Source organism: Micromonospora sp. GCM10011542, assembly GCF_042650685.1.
Classification (GTDB): Bacteria; Actinomycetota; Actinomycetes; order Mycobacteriales; family Micromonosporaceae; genus Micromonospora.
In genome coordinates this window covers 62,484-82,976 of record NZ_JBHSBO010000067.1, presented here as the reverse complement: position 1 = coordinate 82,976, position 20,493 = coordinate 62,484, and the positions used below count along the sequence as shown (strand labels likewise).

Genomic DNA, 20,493 nt, shown 5'->3' with positions numbered 1-20,493 from the left:
CCATGCGCATCGCCATCGCCGGCGCCGGCAACGTGGGCCGCTCGATCGCCCAGGAGCTGATCGAGAACGGCCACCAGGTCATGTTGATCGAGCGTCAGCCGAAGATGCTGCGCCCGGACCGGGTGCCCGCCGCCGAGTGGGTGCTGGCCGACGCCTGCGAGCTGACCAGCCTGGAGGAGGCCAACGTCGCCGGCTGCGACGTGGTCGTCGCGGCGACCGGCGACGACAAGGTCAACCTGGTGGTGTCGCTGCTGGCCAAGACCGAGTTCGCGGTGCCCCGGGTGGTCGCCCGGGTCAACCGTGCCGAGAACGAGTGGCTCTTCACCGAGCAGTGGGGCGTCGACGTCGCGGTGAGCAAGCCGCGGGTGATGGCCGCGCTGGTCGAGGAGGCTGTCACGGTCGGCGACCTGGTCCGGCTGATGACCTTCCGGCAGGGCGAGGCGAACCTGGTGGAGATCACCCTGCCGCCGACCGCGCCCTACGTGGGCCAGCCGATCCACGCCGTGCCGCTGCCCCGGGACTCCGCGCTGGTGGCCATCCTGCGCGGCAAGCGGGTGCTGGTGCCCAGCCCGGACGACCCGATCGAGGCCGGCGACGAGCTGGTCTTCGTCTGTACCGCCGAGGTGGAGGACGACGTGCGGGCGGTCATCCTCGGCCCGGACAGCGTCGAACGGACCCGCGAGTCACGTTGAGAGAACGGCCGGTCGGCCGCCCGGCGCGTCGAGGGACGCGCGGGCCGACCGGCCGTCGGAGCCGCCGACCTGCCGTCAGGCGCCGGGCAGCGGCGTCGGCTGCGACTCCCGGGTGACCCGGCGCACCGTCCACACCGTGATCAGCAGCAGCAGCGCGTACGGCGGGTAACCCAGCGCCAGGCGGGCCACCCCGAGCGCGGTGTCCTGGTGGGCCAGGTAGAGCCCGGCCTGCACGCCCACCTTGGCCAGCCAGACCACGCCCCAGAGCACGGTGAGCTGGGTGAAGGTGCGCACCAGTCGGGGGTCGTCGCGCCACTCGGCGCGGCCCTTGGCGACCAGCACCGACCAGATCCAGCCCACCAGGGGCTGCCGGATGGCCGCCGAGACGAGCAGGGCTACCCCGTAGCCGATGCCGTAGAGGATGCCGGGGAGGTAGAAGTCCCGCTCGTCGCCGGTGCGCCAGGCGATGGCCGCGCCGACGCCGACGCCGAAGAGCCCGTTGACCGCGTGCCGGACCGGGCGGCGCTGGGCCAGCCGCAGACCGGCGATGAGCAGCGCGACGGCCACCGAGGCGAGCACCGCGGGCCGCAGCTCACCGATGATGTTGGCAACGACGAAGACCACCACCGGGATGCTGGACTCGACCAGCCCCCGCCAGCCGCCGAGCTGGTCGGCCATCTGCTCGGCGATCGTCGGCAGGCTCTCGTCGTCCTCCGGAGGTGTCCCCGGCGGTACGGCCTGGTGCTGGCCCGTGGTCATCGCCGGCCCTCCGTCCGCCGCCGTCACTTCGGCGCGTCCAGGTCGTAGTACGGGTTGTAGATGACCTTGCGGTCGTCGCGCATTGCCACCCGGCCGCGCGCGGTCAGGTGGCGCCCCGGCTCGATGCCGGCGATGTGCCGCCGGCCCAGCCAGACCAGGGTCACGACGTCGCTGCCGTCGTACAGGTCGGCCTCGAGCGTGGGCAGGTTGGTCCGCGGCGTGTAGACCACGGTACGCAGCTTGCCGGTCACCGAGACCACCTGGCCACGGGAGCACTGCCCGGCCGGAACACCGCCGCACTCCGCGCTCTCCTGGCGCAGTTCCTCCGCTTCGATCTCGGCCTCGCTGGCGGTGAGCCGTTGCAGGAACCGCCGCAGCGACACCCGGCTCTCGTCGGTCGTCATGACCTCCGCGTCACCCTCTCCAAGCTGGCCGGACCCGCCGGCGCTGGCGGCCCCGGCGACGCCGGAACCGTGCCGCCAGCGTACGCCGACGGGGCCGGTCCCGGCGGGCCGGTGCGCGTCGGTCAGACCTGGCGAGGCTCGGCGGCGGACGCGGCCTCGGCCTCGCCGGCGGCCTGGTCGGCGATCTCCCGGGGCAACCGCAGCGGCAGCGGCTCACGCACCGGCTTCGCCTCCTGGCCCCGGTCGACCACGAGGCCGTCGAGGCACTCGGCGAGCGGCCCGGCGGTGGACGGGTCCACGGCCACCGTGCCCTGGAACACCCCGCGCACCATCCAGCGCGGCCCGTCGATGCCGACGAACCGCAGGTCGGTCGGCCCGTCCGCGGTCCGCACCCGGGCGTGCAGCTCGGTGCCGTACTCGCCCTCGACCTCCTGGGCGGTGGCGCCGTCGCGGAGCAACGACTGACGGATCTCCTCGCGCACCTCGTCCCAGATCCCCTCGGACCGGGGGGCGGCGAAGACACCCAGTTGCAGGGCGTTCTCGCCGTGCACCAGCACCACCTGCTGGATCACGCCCTGCGGGTCGGCCTGCACCCGCACCTCGACCTCGGCGATGGCCGGGATCTGCAGGCTGCCCAGGTCGAGCCGCTGCACCCCGTCCGGAGCCTCGGAGACGTCGTACGGGCCCCGCACGAGGGCCGGCGCCGACTCCTCGGCGTCGTGCTCGAGGACCTCGGCGGTCCGCTCGTCACGGCTGTGCCGCCCGGCACCGGCCCGCTTTCGGGAGAAGATCACTGCGCCCACCCTCCGCTGTTCGCACTCACCCTGACACCTCTTCCGTACGCTCGCGCTCCGGTTCGGCTCGCCGGCGTTCCGGCCGGTCACCGGCAGCCGGCGGCGGCACCAGCCGCGCGTGCCCGCCGGTGGAGCCGTGCCCGCCGGCCCCGCGCCCGGACTCCGGCAGCTCGGCCACCGGCTGGAACTGCGCCCGCGCGACCCGCTGGACCACGAGCTGCGCGATCCGGTCGCCACGGGAGATCGTCACCGGCACGTCCCGATCATGATTGATCAGGTTGACCAGGATCTCACCCCGGTAGCCGGCGTCGACCGTACCGGGCGCGTTCAGCACCGTGACGCCGAGCCTGGCCGCCAGACCGGAGCGGGGGTGGACCAGGCCCACGTACCCCTCGGGCAGCGCGAGCGCCACGCCGGTCGGAACCAGGGCCCGACCGCCGGGTGGCAGCTCCACGTCGGCGGCGGCCACCAGGTCGGCCCCGGCGTCGCCGGGATGGGCGTACGCGGGCAGCGGCAGCTCCGGGTCGAGCAGCCGTACGGGCACGGGTACGACGTCGGTCACGGTTCCCCTTTTCCGTCCGTTTTTCCGGGGTGACCCTGCCATCCTGCCGGTTACCCGGGCCGTCGTGCGCCGTACCCTCTACAGGAGTGAGCATGTCGTCCTCCTCGCCCGCCGCGGTGTCGCCGACCGCGGCCCCCGTGGCGTACTCCGAACGGCTCGCGCTGCCGTGGTGGCTGTGGCTGGCCGGGCTGGTGGCCGCCGCGCTGCTGGCCGTCGAGGTGTGGATGGGCGCCGCCGGCGTCCGCGCCTGGCTGCCGTTCGCCGTGCTGCTGCCGGTGACCGCGGTCGGGCTGTGGTGGCTGGGGCGGATCCGGGTCGCGGTCGCCGACGGCGAGCTGCGGGTGGACGACGCCCGGCTGCCGGCGCGCTTCGTGGCCGACGTGGTGCCACTGGACGCCGCGGGCCGGCGTGAGGTGCTCGGCGTGGCGGCGGACCCGCTGGCCTTCGTGGTGCAGCGACCGTGGGTTCCCGGCGCGGTCCAGGTGGTGCTGGACGACCCGGCGGACCCCACGCCGTTCTGGGTGGTGAGCACCCGGCACCCGGTGGAGCTGGCCGAGGCGCTGCTGGCCGCCCGGGACGCACAGCCGCGGAGCTGAGCCGCGCCGGGTCAGGTGCCGGTCGGTGGGCCGGGCAGAGCCGCGGGCGACGCCGGCCGGGCGATCCCCCGCCGTCGCAGGTCCACCTGGAGCTGGTCGGCCATGGCCCGGGTGGCCCGCCGGTTGAGGTAGCTGGCCACGGCCGCGCCGGTGAGGAACGGCCCGAGCGTGGTGAGGTTGCGCCCGAAGCGCCGCATCACCATGTCCCGCAGTTCCTTGCGGGCGGCGGTGCCGAGCACGGCGCCCACCCCGGCGCCCGGCATCATCGGGTTGATCCCGCGCTGGGTGGCCCAGGAGTGCACCAGGGCGACCGCCCGCTGGGTGCCGCCGGGGGGCAGTTGCACGCCGTGCACCTCGTGCAGTTCGCCGATCATCTTCAACTCGACCGCCACCACGGCGACCGTCTCGGCGGCGAGCAGCACCGGCGCGGAGAGCAGGGTCGGGGCCACGGTCCACTCGACCGCGGCGACGCCCCCGCCGGCCGCGCCGATCGCGGCGGTGGTGCGGGCGGCGTTGCGGATCAGTCGCTCGGCCAGCTCGTCGTCGTCCAGCCCCGGGAAGTGCCCGCGGAGGGTGGCCAGGTCCCGGACCGGGACGTGCGGGGCCACCTCGGCGACCGTGTCGACCATCCAGCGCACGGCGCTGCGGGGCTTGAACAGGTCGGTGAGCCCGCGGGCGCGGGCCTGACCGACCAGTCGGGTGAGCAGTTGCCGTCGACGGGCCGGCTCGATGTCGTCCGCGGTCAACGCCGCGACGGTGGCGCCGAGGTCGTCCGCGCCGCCGCCGGTGGTGTCACCTCGCTCGCTCATGGATCCGACCTCCCGGTGGCTTGGCTACCCGCTACGAGTCAAGCAGGTCCCCACCGGCGTCGCACGGCTAAGTCGCCAGCGGCGGCCCCGATCAGGAGGCCGCCGCCGTTGTTGTTGTGAGTGTCAGACGCACTCTCGGCAGATCAGCTCACCATTGCGCTCGACCGCCAGCTGGCTGCGGTGGTGTACGAGGAAGCAGCGGGCGCACCGGAACTCGTCCTGCTGCATCGGTAGCACCTTGACCGTGAGCTCCTCGTCGGCCAGGTCGGCGCCGGGCAGCTCGAAACTCTCGGCGACCTCGGCCTCGTCGACGTCCACGGCGCCCGACTGTGAGTCGACGCGTCGGGCCTTGAGCTCTTCCAGGCTGTCCTCGCCGAGGTCGACCTCGTCGCGACGCGGGGCGTCGTAGTCGGTGGCCATCGGTTTTCACTCTCCCATATCGATGTTGTCGCTTCCGGTTGTAACGCCGGACGACGCTGTTTCGGTTCCGCTGGCCGGCCACCAGTTGTGTCGGTCACCCGACCCGTGGACCGACCGGATCGGGACCGCCGGGGCAACTCCCCGGCGAGCGCGGTACCTTACCCCCCCTTTGGGCGAGGCATGTATACCGCCCTCGTGGCTGAGATGTACGCCCCCGCACGCGAACTTGTTCCCAATGTGACTCAGGCGACACGAAGATAGGGGTAGTAGTACCCGGTTCCCGGTCGGCGCGCCGGCATGTCGGACTGTTTCCACGCGACGGCCGGACAACCGTTAACCTCAGCGGCGTATTCGACGGCCGCCGGTCCGCGCGACCGTGGCCGGCCGCCGCCACCCATTTGAGGTCCGGGGAGCGCCCAGATGAGTTTTGCGCGAGTGCGAGCACTCGTCGTCGTCGGTCTGCTGGCGGTGCTGGCCCTGACCTTCGTGATCGTGGCGCTGGTCCGCGACACCCAGGGCAAGGCGGGCACCGCGGCCGGTTGTCCGGACGGCTGGCCGCTGGCCGACGTCACCCTGCACAAGCAGGAGGACGTCAAGATCAACGTCTTCAACGCGACCGACGAGCCGGGCCGGGCCAGCGCCGTCGCGGACGACTTCCGCAACCGCAAGTTCCAGGTCAAGAAGGTCGGCAACGCCAAGGGGGTCGACGACGTGGCCGTGCTGCGGTACGGGCCCAAGGCCGTCGGCTCCGCGCACCTGCTGCGGGCGTACTTCCTCGACAACGCCAAGCTGGACTACCAGGAGAAGCGCACCGACGACGTCGTCGACGTGGTGCTGGGCAGCAGCTTCCAGCAGCTGGCCACCACCACCGAGGTGAACCAGTCCCTCGGCGACCTGGGCGCCCCGGAGGTACCGAAGGGCGCCTGCGCGGCCCCGGTCAAGGAGTGACGACCCGCCGTCGGCGGTCGCTGACCCTCCGGTCAGGGGCCGCCGGCGGCGTCCAGGGCGGCGAGCCGATCGTGCAGCGGCGCGAACAGCGCCGGCGGAGCCGCGATCACCAGATCCGGGCCGGCCGCTCGGCCGGCCAGGCCGGCGACCCGCAGCCCCGCCTCGGCGGCCACCAGGCCACCCGCCGCCAGGTCCCAGGCGGCCAGCCCCTTCTCGAAGTACGCGTCCAGCCGCCCCTCGGCGGCCAGGCAGAGGTCCAGCGCGGCGGCGCCGAGCCGGCGGATGTCGCGCACGTGCCCGATCAGCTCGGCGACCACCCGGGCCTGGTGGACACGACGGCCGGCGTCGTATCCGAAGCCGGTGGCGACCAGCGCCTGCCCCAGGTCGGTCTCGTCCGAGCAGCGCAGTCGCACCCCGTCGCGCCAGGCGCCGCCGCCGGCGGTGGCGGTCCACTCCTCGCCGGTGCTGACATTGCGCACCACGCCGGCGACCACCACCCCGTCCACCTCGGCGGCCAGCGACACCGCGGAGTACGGCAGCCCGTAGAGGTAGTTGACCGTGCCGTCGATCGGGTCGACGATCCACCGCACGCCGCCCCGTCCGACCGGTCCGGTGTCCCCCGCGCCGTACTCCTCGCCGAGCACCGCGTCGCCGGGGCGGAGCCGGTGCAGCGCGTCGAGCACCTGCCGCTCGACGGCCCGGTCGGCGGCGGTGACCACGTCGGTGACCGTGCTCTTGGTCGCCGCCACGGAGACACCTTCGACCCGCATCCGGTACGCCGTGGCGGCCGCGTCCCGGGCCACGTCGACCGCGATCTCCAACAATTCCCGCGGTGGCGGCACCGAACTGTCCATCGCAGCGTTCCCTTCCCGCACGTCCGGGGTGTTCCGGGTCACGCGCGAGTATCATCCTTACAAAGTCCACATCTGCGCCGAATCGGCGGTCCCCACCGCCGGTACGCCGTGCGGCGCAGGATGATCGCCGCAGACGGCGTTACAATTCACCCCTGCCCACGCGCCACGGACCGCCGAGACCGGCCGGCCCGGGACACGGGGGTCCCTCAACCACATCGTCCGGCACGGTGGCCCACGCTGCGCCGGGCGACCCGGCCGTGCCCGCTCTTCGCCTCCGGAAGGTCATTCGTGACAGAACCCCGCCAGACCGGCGCCGACGTTCGCTCGCTCACCGACACCCTGATCGCCCACGCGCAGAGCGCCGGCGGTCAGCTCACGTCGGCCCAGCTCGCGCGCACCGTCGAGTCCGCCGAGGTGACGCCGGCCCAGGCCAAGAAGATTCTGCGGGCGCTCTCCGAGGCTGGAGTGACCGTGGTCGTGGACGGCTCGGCGAGCACCCGCCGCCGGGTCGCCGCCGCCCGCTCCGCCACGCCGGCGTCCCGGGCCACCACTGCCAAGACCACCAAGAAGGCGGCCGCTCCGGCACCCAAGCAGGCGCCGGCCGCCGACGAGTCGCCGGCCACGCCGGCGCCGCGCAAGGCCACCGCGCGCAAGGCCACCGGTGGCCCCGCCGAGGTCGCCGCGGGCGCGCCGGCCAAGGCCGCGAAGTCGACCCGCGCCACCAAGGCCACGGTCGCCGCGGCCGGCGCCAAGCCGACCAAGGCCGCCGGCAAGAAGGGCGAGGGCGCCGAGGGCGACATCGACCCGGAGGAGCTCGCCGCCGCGATCGAGGACGTCGTGGTCGAGGAGCCGGCCGAGCTGACCCAGGCCGCCGAGACCGACGCCGCCGCCTCGGCGACCGACAACGACTTCGAGTGGGACGACGAGGAGTCCGAGGCGCTCAAGCAGGCCCGGCGGGACGCCGAGCTGACCGCCTCGGCCGACTCGGTGCGGGCCTACCTCAAGCAGATCGGCAAGGTCCCGCTGCTCAACGCCGAGCAGGAGGTGGAGCTGGCCAAGCGGATCGAGGCCGGGCTCTACGCCGCCGAGCGGCTGCGCGCCGCCGACGAGGGCGAGGAAAAGCTCACCCGCGAGATGCAGCGCGACCTGATGTGGATCTCCCGCGACGGCGAGCGCGCCAAGAACCACCTGCTGGAGGCGAACCTCCGTCTGGTCGTCTCGCTGGCCAAGCGGTACACCGGTCGCGGCATGGCCTTCCTGGACCTGATCCAGGAGGGCAACCTCGGCCTGATCCGCGCGGTGGAGAAGTTCGACTACACCAAGGGCTACAAGTTCTCCACGTACGCGACCTGGTGGATCCGGCAGGCGATCACCCGCGCGATGGCCGACCAGGCCCGCACCATCCGCATCCCGGTGCACATGGTCGAGGTCATCAACAAGCTCGGCCGCATCCAGCGGGAGCTGCTCCAGGACCTGGGCCGCGAGCCCACCCCGGAGGAGCTGGCCAAGGAGATGGACATCACACCCGAGAAGGTGCTGGAGATCCAGCAGTACGCCCGGGAGCCCATCTCGCTGGACCAGACCATCGGCGACGAGGGCGACAGCCAGCTCGGTGACTTCATCGAGGACTCCGAGGCCGTGGTCGCGGTCGACGCCGTCTCCTTCTCGCTGCTGCAGGACCAGCTCCAGCAGGTGCTGCAGACGCTCTCCGAGCGTGAGGCGGGCGTGGTACGCCTGCGCTTCGGCCTGACCGACGGCCAGCCCCGGACGCTGGACGAGATCGGCCAGGTCTACGGGGTGACCCGGGAGCGGATCCGGCAGATCGAGTCCAAGACGATGTCCAAGCTGCGTCACCCGTCCCGGTCCCAGGTCCTCCGGGACTACCTGGACTGAGCCGATTTCGTCAACCGAACGTGTCGTTTTGACCACCTGGCGTGCAACGCCAGATGGTGATCGTCCGGTTGCACGAATGTGATCGTTGACGTGGCACCCTGGGTGCACGGCACACTGTCCCTGCCATGTGTGACCTCGGTCCCCCGCGGGCACACAGGGAAGGCAGCGCCCGAGAAGGATGTTGCACGATAGGTGAGCAACGACCGAAGAGATTGTTCATCGGTGACGACCAGAGGAGGAAGGCGATGACCCCGACCCTCACGCCGCCGCCCGAGACGGTGGCTCCCCCAGCCGCCGATGAACGGTGCGACCGCTGCAATGCTGCCGGCAAGCTCCGTATCACTCTGGCGGGCGGGAGCGAGCTGGTGTTCTGTGGGCACCACGCGAACAAGTACGCAGAGGATCTCGTGAAGATCACCGTGCGGTACGCGGCGGACCCGGAGTTCAGCTGGCGTGGCGCCGATCTGATGGCGAACTGAATCCGTAACCCGACATAGCCGACCGGAGGCACCCCGAGGGTGCCTCCGGTCGGCTTTTCCATACGCCGCCGGCCGCAAGGAAGGTGCCCTTATTAACGCCTGAGGTAGAGGAAGGGCCCCCTACTAACACCCGCGTCCCGCGCCCCGCGCCCTGCCGATCAGAGGGTTTGTACGGTGGCGATGCGTTCCTCGAGCTGTTCGATCGTGGCCTGGGCACTGGGCGGGCCGCCGCAGAGTCGGCGCAGCTCGGCGTGGATCTTGCCGTGCGGCTGGCCGGTGCGGTGGTGGCGGGCGGCCACCAGCGCGTTGAGCTGACGCCGGAGCGCCACCCGGCGCTGGGCGGCACTCATTGGTGCCGGCGGCGCGGCGGTGGCCGCAGCGGCCGGCTCAGCGGCCCGGGCGGCGCTGCGCCGGCGCTGGGCGGCCAACTGCTCGGCCTGACGCTTGGTGAGCAGCAGCGAGACCTGGTCGGCGGTGAGCAGCCCGGGCAGGCCGAGGTACTCCTCCTCCTCGGGGGTGCCGGCCTGGGCCGCGGTGCCGAACGACGCACCGTCGAAGATCACCTGGTCCAGTTCGGCGGTGGCGGAGAGCGCGGCGAACCGCTTCTCCAGTTCCCCGCTGGCCTGGTCGTCGCGCTGGGCGCGCTCCAGCAGGTCGTCGTCGAGGCCGTCGGAGTCCTTCGGTTTGCCGAGCACGTGGTCCCGCTCGGCCTCCATCTCGCTGGCGAGCCCGAGCAGGTGCGGCACGCTGGGCAGGAAGACCGAGGCCGTCTCCCCGGGCCGCCGGGCCCGGACGAACCGGCCGATCGCCTGGGCGAAGTAGAGCGGCGTGCTGGCGCTTGTCGCGTAGACGCCGACCGCCAGCCGAGGGATGTCGACGCCCTCGGACACCATCCGCACCGCGACCAGCCAACGCTGGTCGGACGCCGCGAACGTCGCGATCCGAGCGGACGCCCCCACGTCGTCGGAGAGCACGACAGCGGCTGTCTCGCCGGTGATCTGCCCGATCAGCTTGGCGTACGACCGGGCGGTCTGCTGGTCGCTGGCGATGATCAGACCGCCGGCGTCGGGCATCCCGGCGTTGCGCAGCACGGTCAGCCGGGCGTCGGCGGCCCGCAGCACCTGCGGCATCCAGTCGCCGGCCGGGTCCAACGCGGTACGCCAGGCCTGCGCGACGAGATCCTGGGTCATCGGCTCACCGAGCCGGGCCGCCAGCTCGTCCCCGGCGTTGGTCCGCCAGCGGGTCTCGCCGGAGTACGCCAGGAACAGCACCGGCCGGACGACCCCGTCGCGGAGCGCGTCGGCGTAGCCGTACACCGAGTCGGCGCGGGAGCGCAGCAGCCCGTCGCCGCCCCGCTCGTAGCTGACGAACGGGATCGGGTTGTCGTCCGAGCGGAAGGGTGTACCGGTGAGCATCAGCCGGCGTACCGCGGGCTCGAACGCCGCCTTCACACCGTCGCCCCAGGATCGGGAGTCGCCGGCGTGGTGGATCTCGTCGAGGATGACCAGGGTGCGCCGGGTCATGGTGCGCCGCCGGTGCACCTGCGGGGCCATCCCGACCTGCGCGTAGGTCACCACCGCGCCGTGGAAGTCCGCCGAGGAGTGCACGTCGGCGTTGCGGAAGGCGGCGTCGAGCTGGATGCCGACCCGGGCCGCCGCCTGGGCCCACTGGGTCTTCAGGTGCTCCGTCGGCGCGACCACGGTGACCGCCTCGACGGTGCCGTCGGCGAGCAGCTCGGCGGCGATCCGCAGGGCGAAGGTGGTCTTGCCGGCGCCCGGCGTCGCGACCGCGGTGAAGTCCTCGGTGCGCCGGCGCAGGTACTCCACCAGGGCCTTGCGCTGCCAGGCACGTAGTGCCGGGAACGTCTCGAGCACCGGCGTCCGGGCTGCCACGCGAAGCTCCTCTCCGACCGCACGACGGCGGACCCCGGGCGAGGGCCACGAGTACCGCCGCCCATGAAAACGCCTCCGCGCAGTAGCTGCCGCGAAGGCCGACTCAGCATAACCAGCGCCGGCCGCCGAGCCCAGGCGACGCCACGCTGGTCACATCCGGGCCGGTTCACCACTCCCGGTCGGTACGCGGATCCGCGCTACCGGTCCGCGGCGGGCGCAGCGCCGCCACCGGTGCCGACCAGCGCCGGCGCAGCGCGATCAGGCGCAGCCCGAAGACCAGCACGGCGGCGGCGGTCAGGGGCACCGGCCCGGTCTCCCCGACGAGGTACAGCAGTGCCACCGCGATCGAGCCGACCAGCGCGGCCACCGCGTAGATCTCCCGGCGCAGCACCACCGGGATCTCGGCGGTGAGCAGGTCGCGCCCGAGCCCGCCGCCGATTGCGGTGAGCATGCCGATCAGGCAGGCGCCCACCGCCGGCACCCGGGCGTCGAGCGCCTTGAGCGTGCCGGTGACGGTGAACAGCCCCAGACCCGCCGCGTCCAGCACCAGCACGGTGGTACGCAGGCGGGCCAGCTGGGGGTGCAGCCAGAAGACGGCGAGGGCGGTGACCGCGGCGGTGCCGGCGTAGCGCCAGTCGGCGAAGGCCAGCGGGGGCACCTCGTCGATGACCAGGTCGCGGAAGATCCCGCCGCCGAGCGCGGCCACGAAGCCGACGAAGGCGACGCCGAACAGGTCGAGTCGTTTGGCCACCGCCGCGGAGGCCCCGGAGGCGGCGAACACCGCCACCCCGGTCAGATCAGCCAGGAGCAGGGCGGTGGAGGTGGTCACCGCCGCAGGTTACGTGGCCGGCCGGGACGCCGGCCCCGCTTCACCCCTTGTACGAGTCGTAGATCTCCTTGCACTTCGGGCACACCGGCGAGCCCGGCTTGGCCGCCTTGGTGACCGGGAAGGTCTCCCCGCAGAGGGCGACCACGAAGGTGCCCATGACGGCACTTTCGGCGATCTTCTCCTTGCGGACGTAGTGGAACATCTCGGGACCGGTGTCGGCGTCCTTCAGCTCCGGACGCTCGAGAACCTCTGTGCTCACGTCGCACCTCCAACCGACAAGTTTGGCAGGTCGTAGCGGCCCGGTCCACTTCAGGCCGCCGAAGCCGGCACCGTACCGTGGGCCAGCGTGACCGACTTTCACATCCGCTACGGCGTCGAGGTGGCCGACGCGCTGCGCGACGGGCGTCCCGTCGTCGCCCTGGAGAGCACCATCGTCTCGCACGGCCTGCCCCGGCCGCAGAACCTCCGGGTGGCCCGGCAGATCGAGCAGGCGGTCCGGGACGCCGGCGCGGTGCCGGCCACCATCGGCATGCTCGGCGGCCAGCTGACGGTCGGCCTGGACGACGCCGGGCTGACCCGACTGGCCACCGTCGATGGTGTGACCAAGCTCTCCGTCCGCGATCTGGCGGTGGCGGCGGCGACCGGCGCGGACGGCGCCACCACCGTGGCCGCGACCAGCGCGGTGGCCGCCGCGGCGGGGATCGGGGTGTTCGCCACCGGCGGGCTGGGCGGGGTGCACCGGGAGGCCGCGCAGACCTTCGACGAGTCGGCGGACCTCGTCACGCTGGCCCGGACCCCGATCGCGGTGGTCTGCGCCGGGGTGAAGTCAATCCTCGACGTGGGCGCGACGCTGGAACGGCTGGAGACCCTCGGCGTGGCCGTGATCGGCTACCGCACCCGGCGGTTCCCGGGCTTCTACCTCACCGACGGCGGCTTCGACCTGGACTGGTCGGTGGACTCGCCGGAGCAGGTCGCGGCCGCGCTGGCCGCTCGCGATGAGCACGCCGTGCACACCGGCGGCCTGATCGTGGCCAACCCACTGCCGGTCGACGAGCAGCTCGACCCGGAGCTGCACGACCGGACCCTCGCCGACGGCCTGGCCCGGCTGGCCTCGGACGGGGTGACCGGCAAGGCCGTGACCCCGTACCTGCTGTCGCACTTCCACTCGGCCACCGCCGGCGCGAGCCTGACGGTGAACGTCCGGATCATCCTGCGCAACGCCGACCTGGCCGCGCGGATCGCGGTGGCCGCCGCCGCTCCGCGTACCGACAGCCCGGCATGAGCCGAACGCCCCGCATCGTCGTGGTCGGCGACGTGATCACCGACGTGGTGGCGGTGCTGTCCGGGCCACTGGTCAGTGGGTCGGACACCGGTGCCGAGATCCGCTTCAGCGGGGGCGGGCAGGCGGCCAACACCGCTGCCTGGATCGCCGCCCAGGGAGTGGCGGTGACGCTCGTCGGCGCGGTCGGCGACGACGACGCGGGGCGCGACCGGGTGGCCGAGCTCGACCGCGCCGGCGTCGACTGCGCGGTCGACCGGGTGCCGGGCGCGTCGACCGGCACGGTCATCGTGCTGGCCGTCGACGACGAGCGGACCATGGTCAGCCAACGGGGCGCGAACCTGCGGCTGACCGCCGAGCACGTCGAGCGGGCCCTCGCGGGGGCGCCCGACGCCGGGCATCTGCACCTGTCCGCGTACACCCTGTTGGACGCCGGGTCGCGCAGCGCCGGGCTGCGCGCGCTGGCCGCCGCCCGCGAGCGTGGGCTGACCACGAGCGTCGACGCGGCGTCCGCGGCGCCGCTGCGGCGGGTGGGCGCGGCGGCCTTCCTGACCTGGGTACGCGACGTCGACCTGCTGCTTGTCAACGCGGACGAGGCGACGGTGCTGGCCGGCGGGTTGGACCCGGCGGCGCAGGGGCGGGTGCTCTCGGCGTCGGCCCGGCGGGTGGTGGTCAAGCGCGGGGCGGCCGGGGCGGTCTGGGTGGACCGGAGCGCGACGCTCAGCGTTGCGCCGGCGCGGCGGGTGGCGGTGGTGGACGTCACCGGGGCCGGCGACGCGTTCGCGGCCGGCCTGCTGACCGCCTGGCTCGCCGGCGCCGAGCCTCGCGCGGCCCTGGACCGGGCGGGCGACCTGGGCGCCCTCGCCGTCTGCACGATCGGCGCCCGACCCACGCCGTGAGCGCGGGCGGGCCGGGTCAGGGCTCGACGTCGATGACCTTGTGGGACCGCTCCTCGGCGGTGAGGCTCATCGGCGGGGTGTCGTCCTGCTGGCGCGGGTGGAAGCGGTTGGCCAGCCGGTGCTCCTCCTTGGGCGGCCGGTCGTTGGCCAGCAGCACGGCCAGCCAGGGGATGAGCACCATGCCCAGACCGCACAGCGGCAGCCAGAGCCAGAGCAGGGGGGCCTCCACGCCGACCAGGATCGCGCCCGCGATCAGGCAGGCGACCCGGATGCTCATCATCACGACATAACGGCGCTGACGGCTGGTGAGCTGGTCGTTCTGGCTGCGCGAGGCGTCGGTGATCAGAATCGGCTGGTACGCCTGACGCTTCACCATGGACCTCCTCGAGGGGGTTACAACTCATCCTGTCACCGCAGGACCGTGATCAGCGAAGTTCGACGCATCACGTTTCCGTGTTACGCCCGTGGTACGCTCCGCCTCGTGGGCAGCAGGTTCAGCTTCACCGACGAGGCGTTGGCCAACCTGAGGGTCTACGACGTCACGCCCGGGGAAGTCTGGGAGGCGCTGCACAGCACCCGGCGGGTGATCCGCCACCTGGGCGACGACGTGATGGTGGTCTACGCCGCCGCCCGTCGGGGTCGCCGGCTGGCCGTGCTGCTCGCCGAGGCCGACGGCACCGACAACGACTGGGACATCCTCTCCGCCCGCGAGCTGAGCGACGTCGAGTCCAAGCGCTACGACGAGGCCGTGCGGAGATCTCGCCGATGAGGAGGCGGTGACGATGCACCGTAACGACGCGACCAAGCAGTTCCACAGCGGCGACGACCGGATCGCCGAGTTGATCGACGAGAGCCCGGCGGTGGACCTGCCCACCCCCGACACCGACGTGCCGATGGTGAGCCGGTCGGTCCGCCTGCCACTGGACACCTACGAGCGGGTCCGTGCCGCGGCCGACGCCCGGGGCATCGGGGTCACCACCCTGATGCGCCAGTGGATCGAGGCGGGCCTGGCCGACCTGGACGACTCTGCCACCGTCTCCCTCGCCGACGTCCGGCGCGCGCTGGCCTCGCTGGCCCACCCCACCGCCGCCTGACCGGGCCGCCCGGGTCGGTCAGGCGCCCCCGGCCTTCGCCTTGGCCGCCGCCTTCATCTGCTGCTTGAAGTCCCGCACCTTGCGCAGCGAGTCGGCGTCGGTGACGTCGGCCACCGACCGGTACGCGCCCGGATCGCCGTACGCGCCGGCCGCCGTCCGCCAGTCCTGCGGCGTCACCCCGAACCGCTTGCCGAGCAGCGCCACGAAGATCTGCGCCTTCTGCCGGCCGAAGCCCGGCAGCTCGGTGACCCGGCGCAGCAGCTCCGGGCCGTCGGTGACGTCGGACCAGAGCCGGGCGGCATCCCCGTCGTAGCGGTTTACCAGGACCCGACACACCTCCTGCACCCGGGCCGCCATCGCCTTCGGGAACCGGTGCAGCGCCGGTGGCTCGGCGAAGAGCGCGACCAGCGCCTCCGGGTCGTACCCGGCCAGCTCCGCCGCGTCCGGTTCGTGGCCGAGCCGCTGCACCAGCACGTACGGCGAGGAGAACGCCTTCTCCATCGGCACCTGTTGATCAAGGACCATGCCGAGCAGCAGGGCCAGCGGGCTGCGCTCCAGCAGCCGGTTGGCCTCCGGGTCGATCGGAAGCACGAGCGTCATGGGCACCATCCTGCCCGGCCGTCGACATCCGGGCGCACCGACGCTCCGGGTCTTCTCCGGCGGGTGGCGTGAACCCGGGCCGCGGCGAGGGGCAGGATGGCGACGTGGACGAACACGACATGCTGCTCTCCCCCGCCGGCGTCGACGCGCTGCGGACCGCGCTGACCCGGACCGGGTTCACCGCCAACGGCATCGCGAGCCGACTCGGCGCGCAGACCACCGGGGCGGTGGCCCGCAACGACTACCGGGCCGCGCTGCGGGCCACCGAGGAGCGTGACCCGCTCGGCACCCTGATCCGGGTGTTCATCTGCGACCAGACCGAGTCGGAGGCGGACCTGGCCGCCGCGCTGGCGCCGCTGACCGTGGCCGAGGCGGTGGCCGGTGGGCTGGTCGAGCGGCACGGCGACGGCCTGCGCGCCGGCGTCGACCTGGAGCCGTACGCCGACGACTGGTGGGTGCTCGCCGACGTTCCGGCCAGCGCCCGGCCGGGCCGGCCGCTGCACTCCGAGCACGTGCTCGGCCTCGGCGGGGCGACCCAGACGCTGATCGGCGCCACGGTCCGCCGGCCGGTCGACACCGCGCTGGACCTCGGCACCGGCTCCGGCATCCAGGCCCTGCACCTGGCCACCCACGCCCGCTCGGTGACGGCCACCGACCTCTCGGAGCGGGCGCTGCGCTTCGCCGCCACCACCGCCGCACTCAACGGCCAGGACTGGGAGCTGCTGCGCGGCGACATGGTGGCGCCGGTGGCCGGGCGGCGCTTCGACTTGGTGGTGAGCAACCCGCCGTTCGTGGTCGGCCCGGGCACCACCACCCACGTCTACCGGGACTCCGGCCGGGTGGGTGACGCGATCGGCGCCGAGCTGGCCGCCGCCGCTCCCGACCTGCTGACCGACGGCGGCACCATGCAGTACCTGGCGAACTGGGTGCACGTCGCCGGCGAGGAGTGGGACGAGCGGGTGGCCGGCTGGTTCGCCGGCACCGGCCTGGACGCCTGGGTGATCCAGCGCGAGGTCGCTGACCCGATGGCGTACGTCGACCTGTGGCTGACCGACGTCGGTGATACCGCCGACCCGCGGCGGATGGCCGCCTGGCTGGACTGGTTCGACGCGCACAAGGTGGAGGCGATCGGCTTCGGCATCGTGTCGCTGCGCCGCGGCGGTCACGCCGACCCGGTGGTCCGGGTAGAGGAGCTGCGCCAGCGGGTGGAGCCGCCGCTGGGTGACCACGTCGCCGCCTGGTTCGACCGGCAGGACTTCCTGCGGGTACGCGACACCGATGCGCTGCTCGCCGAGCGCTACCGCGCCACCGACGGTCTCCAGCTCCGGCAGGAGGCCACCATGGGCGAGGAGGGCTGGGCCGTGGACCGGCAGGTCCTCGCGATGCCGCGTGGTCTGCACTGGACCGAGGAGATCGACCCGCTGGTGCTGGCGCTGGTCGGCGGGGCCGACGGCCGGCTGCCGCTGCGCGACCAGCTCGCCCTGCTGGCCGCCGCGCACGACGTCGATCCCGGCGAGTTGGCCGAGGCGGCCGGACCGATCGTCGCGCACCTGGTGGAACGGGGCTTCATCGAGCCGGTGACCGCCTGATGCGGGCGGTGGTGCAGACGGTGGGCCGGGCCAGCGTGACGGTCGACGGCGAGGTGGTGGGCGCGATCGAGGACGGCCTGCTCGTGCTGCTCGGGGTGACCCACTCCGACGACGCGCAGGTCGCGGCGACGATGGCCCGCAAGATCCACGAGCTGCGCATCCTGGACGACGAGCGGTCGGCCGCCGACACCGGCGCCCCGATCCTGGTGGTCAGCCAGTTCACCCTCTACGGTGACGCCCGCAAGGGCCGCCGCCCGACCTGGACCGCCGCGGCCCCCGCCGAGGTGGCAGAGCCCCTGGTCACCGCGGTCGTGGAGGCGCTACGCGAGCGCGGCGCCAAGGTGGAGACGGGCCGCTTCCGCACCCACATGCTGGTCGAAAGCGTCAACGTGGGCCCCCGCACCATCCTCCTGGACCTCTGACCTCGGCTCGCACCTGTTGATCATGAGGTTGACGGGCCTCCTGAAGATCGGAGTGACCGTCAACCTCATGATCAACGGCGAGCAGGAGGAGCAGGCGATCAGGAGAAGAGGCCACGGCGGGTCAGGGACTGGCGCAGCCAGCCGTCGAGTTCGGTGGTCCAGTCCGTGCGGTCGGCGGTGGCGTACTCGACGGTGAAGCGGCCGAAGGCGTCCCGCCCCTCGGTGAAGATCCCGCCGCGCTTGTCCATCTCCAGCACCACCTGCATCCGCTGCGCGTCGGCGATGAACGTGACCTCCAACTGGTTGATCGAGCGGGCGTACTGCGGCGCCGAGTGGAACTCGATCTCCTGGTAGAACGGCAGCGTCTGCCGTACGCCGTAGATGTGGCCGCGCTCCACGTCGGCGCGGGCGAACCGGAAGCCCAGCCGTAGCAACGCCTCCAGCAGCTTCTCCTGCGCCGGCAGGGGGTGCACAGCCACCGCGTCCAGGTCGCTCTTGTCGACCGCCCGCGCGACCTCCAACTCGGTGCGCAGGCCCATCGTCATGCCGTGCAGGTGCTGCCCGTACAGCTCGGTCACCGGGGTCTCCCACGGCACGTCGAAGCGGAACGGGATGTCGTGGCGCTGCCCCGGCTCCAGTCGGAACGCGCCGGTGAACTGCTGACGACCGAACTCCTGGGTGGTGTCGTAGTCGTTGTCGCCGCTCTCCACCTCGACCCGGGTCACCAGGCCCAGCGCCACGTGGTCGACGTCGACCGGGTGATCGCCGCCCACCACCTGGATGCGGCCCTCCAACTGGCCGCCCGGGCGGCAGTTCGGGTTGGCCAGCACCGTCTCCACCGACGGGCCGCCCACCCCCATCGCCTGCATGAGTCGCTTGAAGACCACGCCGTCCTCCAGTTCCTGTCCCGCCGGCCCGGGGTGGCCGTCCGTCGGCACGGTAACCGGGGTCGGCAAGGGCACCCGGGGCCGACACACCGCACCGGTGATCCGACCGGATTCCTGTCGGGTGCCCGATCGCCTCACTCCCGTTTCACGCCCCGCCCGCCAAGCTGTTTGTCACCGGCACCACCGCGCCGGACACGCGGCACAGACGTGGACACGGGGAGAGATCGAGATGGTCCTGCAGATGACGGAACACCGGATGCGCCCGGCCGCCAGCACCGACACCGACCAGGGCAGCGAGGCCCTCGTCGACCTGGACGCCACCGACGAGCGTGGCATCTCCACCGACCTGGTCCGGGCGTACCTCAACGGGATCGGCCGGACGAAGCTGCTGACCGCCGCACAGGAGGTCGACCTGGCCAAGCGGATCGAGGCCGGCCTGTTCGCCGAGGAGAAGCTGGCCACCTGCACCCCGGTCTCCCCCGAGCTGCGCTCCGATCTGGAGCTGGTCGTCGCCGAGGGCCGGGCGGCCAAGGACCACCTGCTGGAGGCGAACCTGCGGCTGGTGGTCAGCATCGCCAAGCGGTACACCGGTCGCGGCATGGCGTTCCTGGACCTGATCCAGGAGGGCAACCTGGGCCTGATCCGGGCGGTGGAGAAGTTCGACTACGCCAAGGGTTACAAGTTCTCCACGTACGCGACCTGGTGGATCCGGCAGGCGATCACCCGGGCGATGGCCGACCAGGCCCGCACCATCCGCATCCCGGTGCACATGGTCGAGCAGGTCAACCGGATGGTCCGGGCCCGTCGCGAACTGGCCGTGTCGCTGGGCCGCGAACCCACCGTCGCCGAGGTGGCGCGGGCGCTGGACGTTCCCGAGTTCCAGGTCATCGAGCTGATCTCCTACGACCGGGAGCCGGTCAGCCTGGACCAGGCCGTCGGCGACGACGGCGAGAGCGCGCTCGGTGACTTCGTCGCCGCGGTGGACCCGCGCACCGAGCCGGGCGACGCCGCCACGCAGGGCGAGCTGCGCAACGAGGTCAGCATCGTGCTGGCCACCCTGTCCCAGCGTGAGCAGGCGGTGATCCGCCTCCGGTTCGGGCTCGACGACGGCCGGCAGCGCACCCTGGACGAGGTCGGCCGCGAGTTCGGCCTGTCCCGGGAGCGGATCCGGCAGATCGAGAAGGTGACGCTGCTGAAGCTGCGCGCACCGGAGCGTGCCCAGCGCCTGGAGGCCTACGCCTGCTGACGCACCGGTTCCCACGAAAGGCCCCGGCGGTTCGCCGGGGCCTTTCGTGCCGCGACGGCCCGGCGGTCCTTGACCCGGCCGCCGTGGCGGGAGACGCTCGACCGGGTTGTCGACCCTCCCGAGAGGACGCACCGTGAACTGGACGTTGGAAGTGGTCGTGGTACCGGTCTCCGATCCGGACCGGGCGAAGGCGTTCTACGCCGACCAGCTCGGCTTCACCGTCGACCACGACACCGCCATCGGCGGCCTGGGCCGGGTCGTGCAGCTCACCCCGCCCGGTTCCGGCTGTTCCATCGTCTTCGGCACCGGAGTGCTCCCGGAGATGCCATCGGGCTCACTCAAGGGGCTGCAGCTGGTGGTGCCCGACCTGGAGCGGGCCCGAGCCGAGCTGGTCGAACGAGGCGTGCAGGTCAGCGAGATCCAGGTGCTGGGCACCAACCCGAGCCCGACGCCGCACCCGCTGGACAACGTCGGCTTCGTCTTCTTCGCCGACCCGGACGGCAACTCCTGGTCGGTGCAGCAGATCTCCAGCCGCGCCTGAGACGC

At 72.8% G+C, this 20,493-nt stretch carries 26 protein-coding genes; 13 read left to right on the top strand and 13 right to left on the bottom strand.

Annotated elements, in window-relative coordinates:
* Window positions 1-2: 2 nt before the first annotated feature.
* Window positions 3-692, top strand: coding sequence for a potassium channel family protein (locus tag ACFOW4_RS28410; protein WP_377533363.1), 690 nt, complete (start codon window positions 3-5; stop codon window positions 690-692).
* A 75-nt stretch (window positions 693-767) separates the two neighbouring features.
* Here ACFOW4_RS28410 and ACFOW4_RS28405 read toward each other — a convergent pair whose 3' ends face one another.
* From ACFOW4_RS28405 to dut, 4 genes are all read right to left on the bottom strand, one after another.
* Window positions 768-1,451 carry a DUF3159 domain-containing protein gene (locus tag ACFOW4_RS28405; protein ID WP_377533362.1) on the bottom strand — a complete coding sequence of 228 codons (684 nt, stop codon included), beginning with the start codon at window positions 1,449-1,451 and terminating at the stop codon, window positions 768-770.
* A 23-nt stretch (window positions 1,452-1,474) separates the two neighbouring features.
* Window positions 1,475-1,855, bottom strand: coding sequence for an OB-fold nucleic acid binding domain-containing protein (locus ACFOW4_RS28400; protein WP_377533361.1), 381 nt, complete (start codon window positions 1,853-1,855; stop codon window positions 1,475-1,477).
* Between the two features lie 122 nt (window positions 1,856-1,977).
* Window positions 1,978-2,649: a DUF3710 domain-containing protein gene (locus ACFOW4_RS28395; protein ID WP_377533360.1), complete on the bottom strand. Its 672-nt coding sequence runs from the start codon at window positions 2,647-2,649 to the stop codon at window positions 1,978-1,980.
* Between the two features lie 25 nt (window positions 2,650-2,674).
* Complete coding sequence (dut, locus tag ACFOW4_RS28390; protein ID WP_377533359.1) at window positions 2,675-3,211, bottom strand: dUTP diphosphatase; 537 nt, start codon at window positions 3,209-3,211, stop codon at window positions 2,675-2,677.
* Window positions 3,212-3,303: 92 nt separating this feature from the next.
* Between dut and ACFOW4_RS28385 the strand changes: the two genes are divergently transcribed.
* The gene (locus ACFOW4_RS28385) at window positions 3,304-3,807 is read left to right on the top strand and encodes a DUF3093 domain-containing protein (protein WP_377533358.1); all 504 of its coding nucleotides are present in this window, start codon (window positions 3,304-3,306) and stop codon (window positions 3,805-3,807) included.
* Between the two features lie 11 nt (window positions 3,808-3,818).
* On the opposite strand, the gene ACFOW4_RS28380 is transcribed toward ACFOW4_RS28385, so the two are convergent.
* Both ACFOW4_RS28380 and ACFOW4_RS28375 read right to left on the bottom strand, forming a co-directional pair.
* Window positions 3,819-4,616, bottom strand: a complete 798-nt coding sequence (locus ACFOW4_RS28380; RefSeq protein WP_377533357.1) for a hypothetical protein — start codon at window positions 4,614-4,616, stop codon at window positions 3,819-3,821.
* A gap of 123 nt (window positions 4,617-4,739) precedes the next feature.
* Window positions 4,740-5,036 carry a DUF4193 domain-containing protein gene (locus ACFOW4_RS28375; protein WP_007075406.1) on the bottom strand — a complete coding sequence of 99 codons (297 nt, stop codon included), beginning with the start codon at window positions 5,034-5,036 and terminating at the stop codon, window positions 4,740-4,742.
* Between the two features lie 435 nt (window positions 5,037-5,471).
* On the opposite strand from ACFOW4_RS28375, the gene ACFOW4_RS28370 reads away from it, so the two are divergent.
* Window positions 5,472-5,984, top strand: coding sequence for a LytR C-terminal domain-containing protein (locus ACFOW4_RS28370; protein ID WP_377533577.1), 513 nt, complete (start codon window positions 5,472-5,474; stop codon window positions 5,982-5,984).
* 32 nt (window positions 5,985-6,016) lie between these two features.
* Here the strand turns inward: ACFOW4_RS28370 and ACFOW4_RS28365 are convergent, their stop codons facing one another.
* Complete coding sequence (locus tag ACFOW4_RS28365; RefSeq protein ID WP_377533356.1) at window positions 6,017-6,838, bottom strand: inositol monophosphatase family protein; 822 nt, start codon at window positions 6,836-6,838, stop codon at window positions 6,017-6,019.
* A 288-nt stretch (window positions 6,839-7,126) separates the two neighbouring features.
* On the opposite strand from ACFOW4_RS28365, the gene ACFOW4_RS28360 reads away from it, so the two are divergent.
* Window positions 7,127-8,731, top strand: coding sequence for an RNA polymerase sigma factor (locus ACFOW4_RS28360; protein WP_377533355.1), 1,605 nt, complete (start codon window positions 7,127-7,129; stop codon window positions 8,729-8,731).
* Window positions 8,732-8,976: 245 nt separating this feature from the next.
* Window positions 8,977-9,210, top strand: coding sequence for a hypothetical protein (locus ACFOW4_RS28355; protein ID WP_184533193.1), 234 nt, complete (start codon window positions 8,977-8,979; stop codon window positions 9,208-9,210).
* A gap of 158 nt (window positions 9,211-9,368) precedes the next feature.
* On the opposite strand, the gene ACFOW4_RS28350 is transcribed toward ACFOW4_RS28355, so the two are convergent.
* The 3 genes from ACFOW4_RS28350 to ACFOW4_RS28340 all read right to left on the bottom strand — a co-directional run bounded on the left by ACFOW4_RS28350 (window position 9,369) and on the right by ACFOW4_RS28340 (window position 12,190).
* Window positions 9,369-11,102: a DEAD/DEAH box helicase gene (locus ACFOW4_RS28350; protein ID WP_377533354.1), complete on the bottom strand. Its 1,734-nt coding sequence runs from the start codon at window positions 11,100-11,102 to the stop codon at window positions 9,369-9,371.
* A gap of 166 nt (window positions 11,103-11,268) precedes the next feature.
* The gene (locus ACFOW4_RS28345) at window positions 11,269-11,931 is read right to left on the bottom strand and encodes a trimeric intracellular cation channel family protein (RefSeq protein ID WP_377533353.1); all 663 of its coding nucleotides are present in this window, start codon (window positions 11,929-11,931) and stop codon (window positions 11,269-11,271) included.
* 40 nt (window positions 11,932-11,971) lie between these two features.
* Window positions 11,972-12,190: a DUF3039 domain-containing protein gene (locus tag ACFOW4_RS28340; RefSeq protein ID WP_377533352.1), complete on the bottom strand. Its 219-nt coding sequence runs from the start codon at window positions 12,188-12,190 to the stop codon at window positions 11,972-11,974.
* 87 nt (window positions 12,191-12,277) lie between these two features.
* Between ACFOW4_RS28340 and ACFOW4_RS28335 the strand changes: the two genes are divergently transcribed.
* Window positions 12,278-13,213: a pseudouridine-5'-phosphate glycosidase gene (locus ACFOW4_RS28335; protein ID WP_377533351.1), complete on the top strand. Its 936-nt coding sequence runs from the start codon at window positions 12,278-12,280 to the stop codon at window positions 13,211-13,213.
* A complete protein-coding gene (locus tag ACFOW4_RS28330) occupies window positions 13,210-14,109 on the top strand; it encodes a carbohydrate kinase family protein (protein WP_377533350.1) in 900 nt (299 codons plus the stop codon). Before ACFOW4_RS28335 ends, ACFOW4_RS28330 begins: the two co-directional genes overlap by 4 nt.
* Before the next feature lie 16 nt (window positions 14,110-14,125).
* Here ACFOW4_RS28330 and ACFOW4_RS28325 read toward each other — a convergent pair whose 3' ends face one another.
* Window positions 14,126-14,485 (bottom strand): DUF3099 domain-containing protein, encoded by a 360-nt coding sequence (locus ACFOW4_RS28325; protein ID WP_377533349.1) that lies wholly within the window; start codon window positions 14,483-14,485, stop codon window positions 14,126-14,128.
* Between the two features lie 105 nt (window positions 14,486-14,590).
* Here ACFOW4_RS28325 and ACFOW4_RS28320 point away from each other — a divergent pair, with 105 nt between their 5' ends.
* Together ACFOW4_RS28320 and ACFOW4_RS28315 are read left to right on the top strand one after the other, a co-directional pair.
* Window positions 14,591-14,878 (top strand): hypothetical protein, encoded by a 288-nt coding sequence (locus tag ACFOW4_RS28320; RefSeq protein ID WP_377533348.1) that lies wholly within the window; start codon window positions 14,591-14,593, stop codon window positions 14,876-14,878.
* Between the two features lie 13 nt (window positions 14,879-14,891).
* Window positions 14,892-15,203 (top strand): hypothetical protein, encoded by a 312-nt coding sequence (locus tag ACFOW4_RS28315; protein ID WP_278138095.1) that lies wholly within the window; start codon window positions 14,892-14,894, stop codon window positions 15,201-15,203.
* An 18-nt stretch (window positions 15,204-15,221) separates the two neighbouring features.
* Here the strand turns inward: ACFOW4_RS28315 and ACFOW4_RS28310 are convergent, their stop codons facing one another.
* Window positions 15,222-15,812 carry an HhH-GPD-type base excision DNA repair protein gene (locus tag ACFOW4_RS28310; protein ID WP_377533347.1) on the bottom strand — a complete coding sequence of 197 codons (591 nt, stop codon included), beginning with the start codon at window positions 15,810-15,812 and terminating at the stop codon, window positions 15,222-15,224.
* A gap of 95 nt (window positions 15,813-15,907) precedes the next feature.
* Here ACFOW4_RS28310 and ACFOW4_RS28305 point away from each other — a divergent pair, with 95 nt between their 5' ends.
* Window positions 15,908-17,392 carry a methyltransferase gene (locus ACFOW4_RS28305; protein WP_377533346.1) on the top strand — a complete coding sequence of 495 codons (1,485 nt, stop codon included), beginning with the start codon at window positions 15,908-15,910 and terminating at the stop codon, window positions 17,390-17,392.
* The gene (dtd, locus tag ACFOW4_RS28300; protein ID WP_377533345.1) at window positions 17,392-17,814 is read left to right on the top strand and encodes a D-aminoacyl-tRNA deacylase; all 423 of its coding nucleotides are present in this window, start codon (window positions 17,392-17,394) and stop codon (window positions 17,812-17,814) included. Before ACFOW4_RS28305 ends, dtd begins: the two co-directional genes overlap by 1 nt.
* A gap of 98 nt (window positions 17,815-17,912) precedes the next feature.
* On the opposite strand, the gene ACFOW4_RS28295 is transcribed toward dtd, so the two are convergent.
* A complete protein-coding gene (locus ACFOW4_RS28295) occupies window positions 17,913-18,701 on the bottom strand; it encodes a sporulation protein (protein ID WP_377533576.1) in 789 nt (262 codons plus the stop codon).
* 229 nt (window positions 18,702-18,930) lie between these two features.
* Here ACFOW4_RS28295 and sigB point away from each other — a divergent pair, with 229 nt between their 5' ends.
* Window positions 18,931-19,947: an RNA polymerase sigma factor SigB gene (sigB, locus tag ACFOW4_RS28290; RefSeq protein WP_377533343.1), complete on the top strand. Its 1,017-nt coding sequence runs from the start codon at window positions 18,931-18,933 to the stop codon at window positions 19,945-19,947.
* Between the two features lie 133 nt (window positions 19,948-20,080).
* Window positions 20,081-20,488, top strand: coding sequence for a VOC family protein (locus ACFOW4_RS28285; RefSeq protein WP_377533341.1), 408 nt, complete (start codon window positions 20,081-20,083; stop codon window positions 20,486-20,488).
* Window positions 20,489-20,493: the final 5 nt, after the last annotated feature.

What these genes read in the sequence shown, in the direction of transcription:
- ACFOW4_RS28365 (WP_377533356.1), bottom strand. Translation starts at nt 6,838, where the DNA reads ATGGACAGTTCGGTGCCGCCACCGCGGGAATTGTTGGAGATCGCGGTC.
- ACFOW4_RS28400 (WP_377533361.1), bottom strand. Translation starts at nt 1,855, where the DNA reads ATGACGACCGACGAGAGCCGGGTGTCGCTGCGGCGGTTCCTGCAACGG.
- ACFOW4_RS28325 (WP_377533349.1), bottom strand. Translation starts at nt 14,485, where the DNA reads ATGGTGAAGCGTCAGGCGTACCAGCCGATTCTGATCACCGACGCCTCG.
- ACFOW4_RS28375 (WP_007075406.1), bottom strand. Translation starts at nt 5,036, where the DNA reads ATGGCCACCGACTACGACGCCCCGCGTCGCGACGAGGTCGACCTCGGC.
- ACFOW4_RS28355 (WP_184533193.1), top strand. Translation starts at nt 8,977, where the DNA reads ATGACCCCGACCCTCACGCCGCCGCCCGAGACGGTGGCTCCCCCAGCC.
- ACFOW4_RS28385 (WP_377533358.1), top strand. Translation starts at nt 3,304, where the DNA reads ATGTCGTCCTCCTCGCCCGCCGCGGTGTCGCCGACCGCGGCCCCCGTG.
- ACFOW4_RS28310 (WP_377533347.1), bottom strand. Translation starts at nt 15,812, where the DNA reads ATGGTGCCCATGACGCTCGTGCTTCCGATCGACCCGGAGGCCAACCGG.
- ACFOW4_RS28330 (WP_377533350.1), top strand. Translation starts at nt 13,210, where the DNA reads ATGAGCCGAACGCCCCGCATCGTCGTGGTCGGCGACGTGATCACCGAC.
- ACFOW4_RS28380 (WP_377533357.1), bottom strand. Translation starts at nt 4,616, where the DNA reads ATGAGCGAGCGAGGTGACACCACCGGCGGCGGCGCGGACGACCTCGGC.
- dtd (WP_377533345.1), top strand. Translation starts at nt 17,392, where the DNA reads ATGCGGGCGGTGGTGCAGACGGTGGGCCGGGCCAGCGTGACGGTCGAC.
- ACFOW4_RS28405 (WP_377533362.1), bottom strand. Translation starts at nt 1,451, where the DNA reads ATGACCACGGGCCAGCACCAGGCCGTACCGCCGGGGACACCTCCGGAG.
- ACFOW4_RS28315 (WP_278138095.1), top strand. Translation starts at nt 14,892, where the DNA reads ATGCACCGTAACGACGCGACCAAGCAGTTCCACAGCGGCGACGACCGG.
- ACFOW4_RS28410 (WP_377533363.1), top strand. Translation starts at nt 3, where the DNA reads ATGCGCATCGCCATCGCCGGCGCCGGCAACGTGGGCCGCTCGATCGCC.
- sigB (WP_377533343.1), top strand. Translation starts at nt 18,931, where the DNA reads ATGGTCCTGCAGATGACGGAACACCGGATGCGCCCGGCCGCCAGCACC.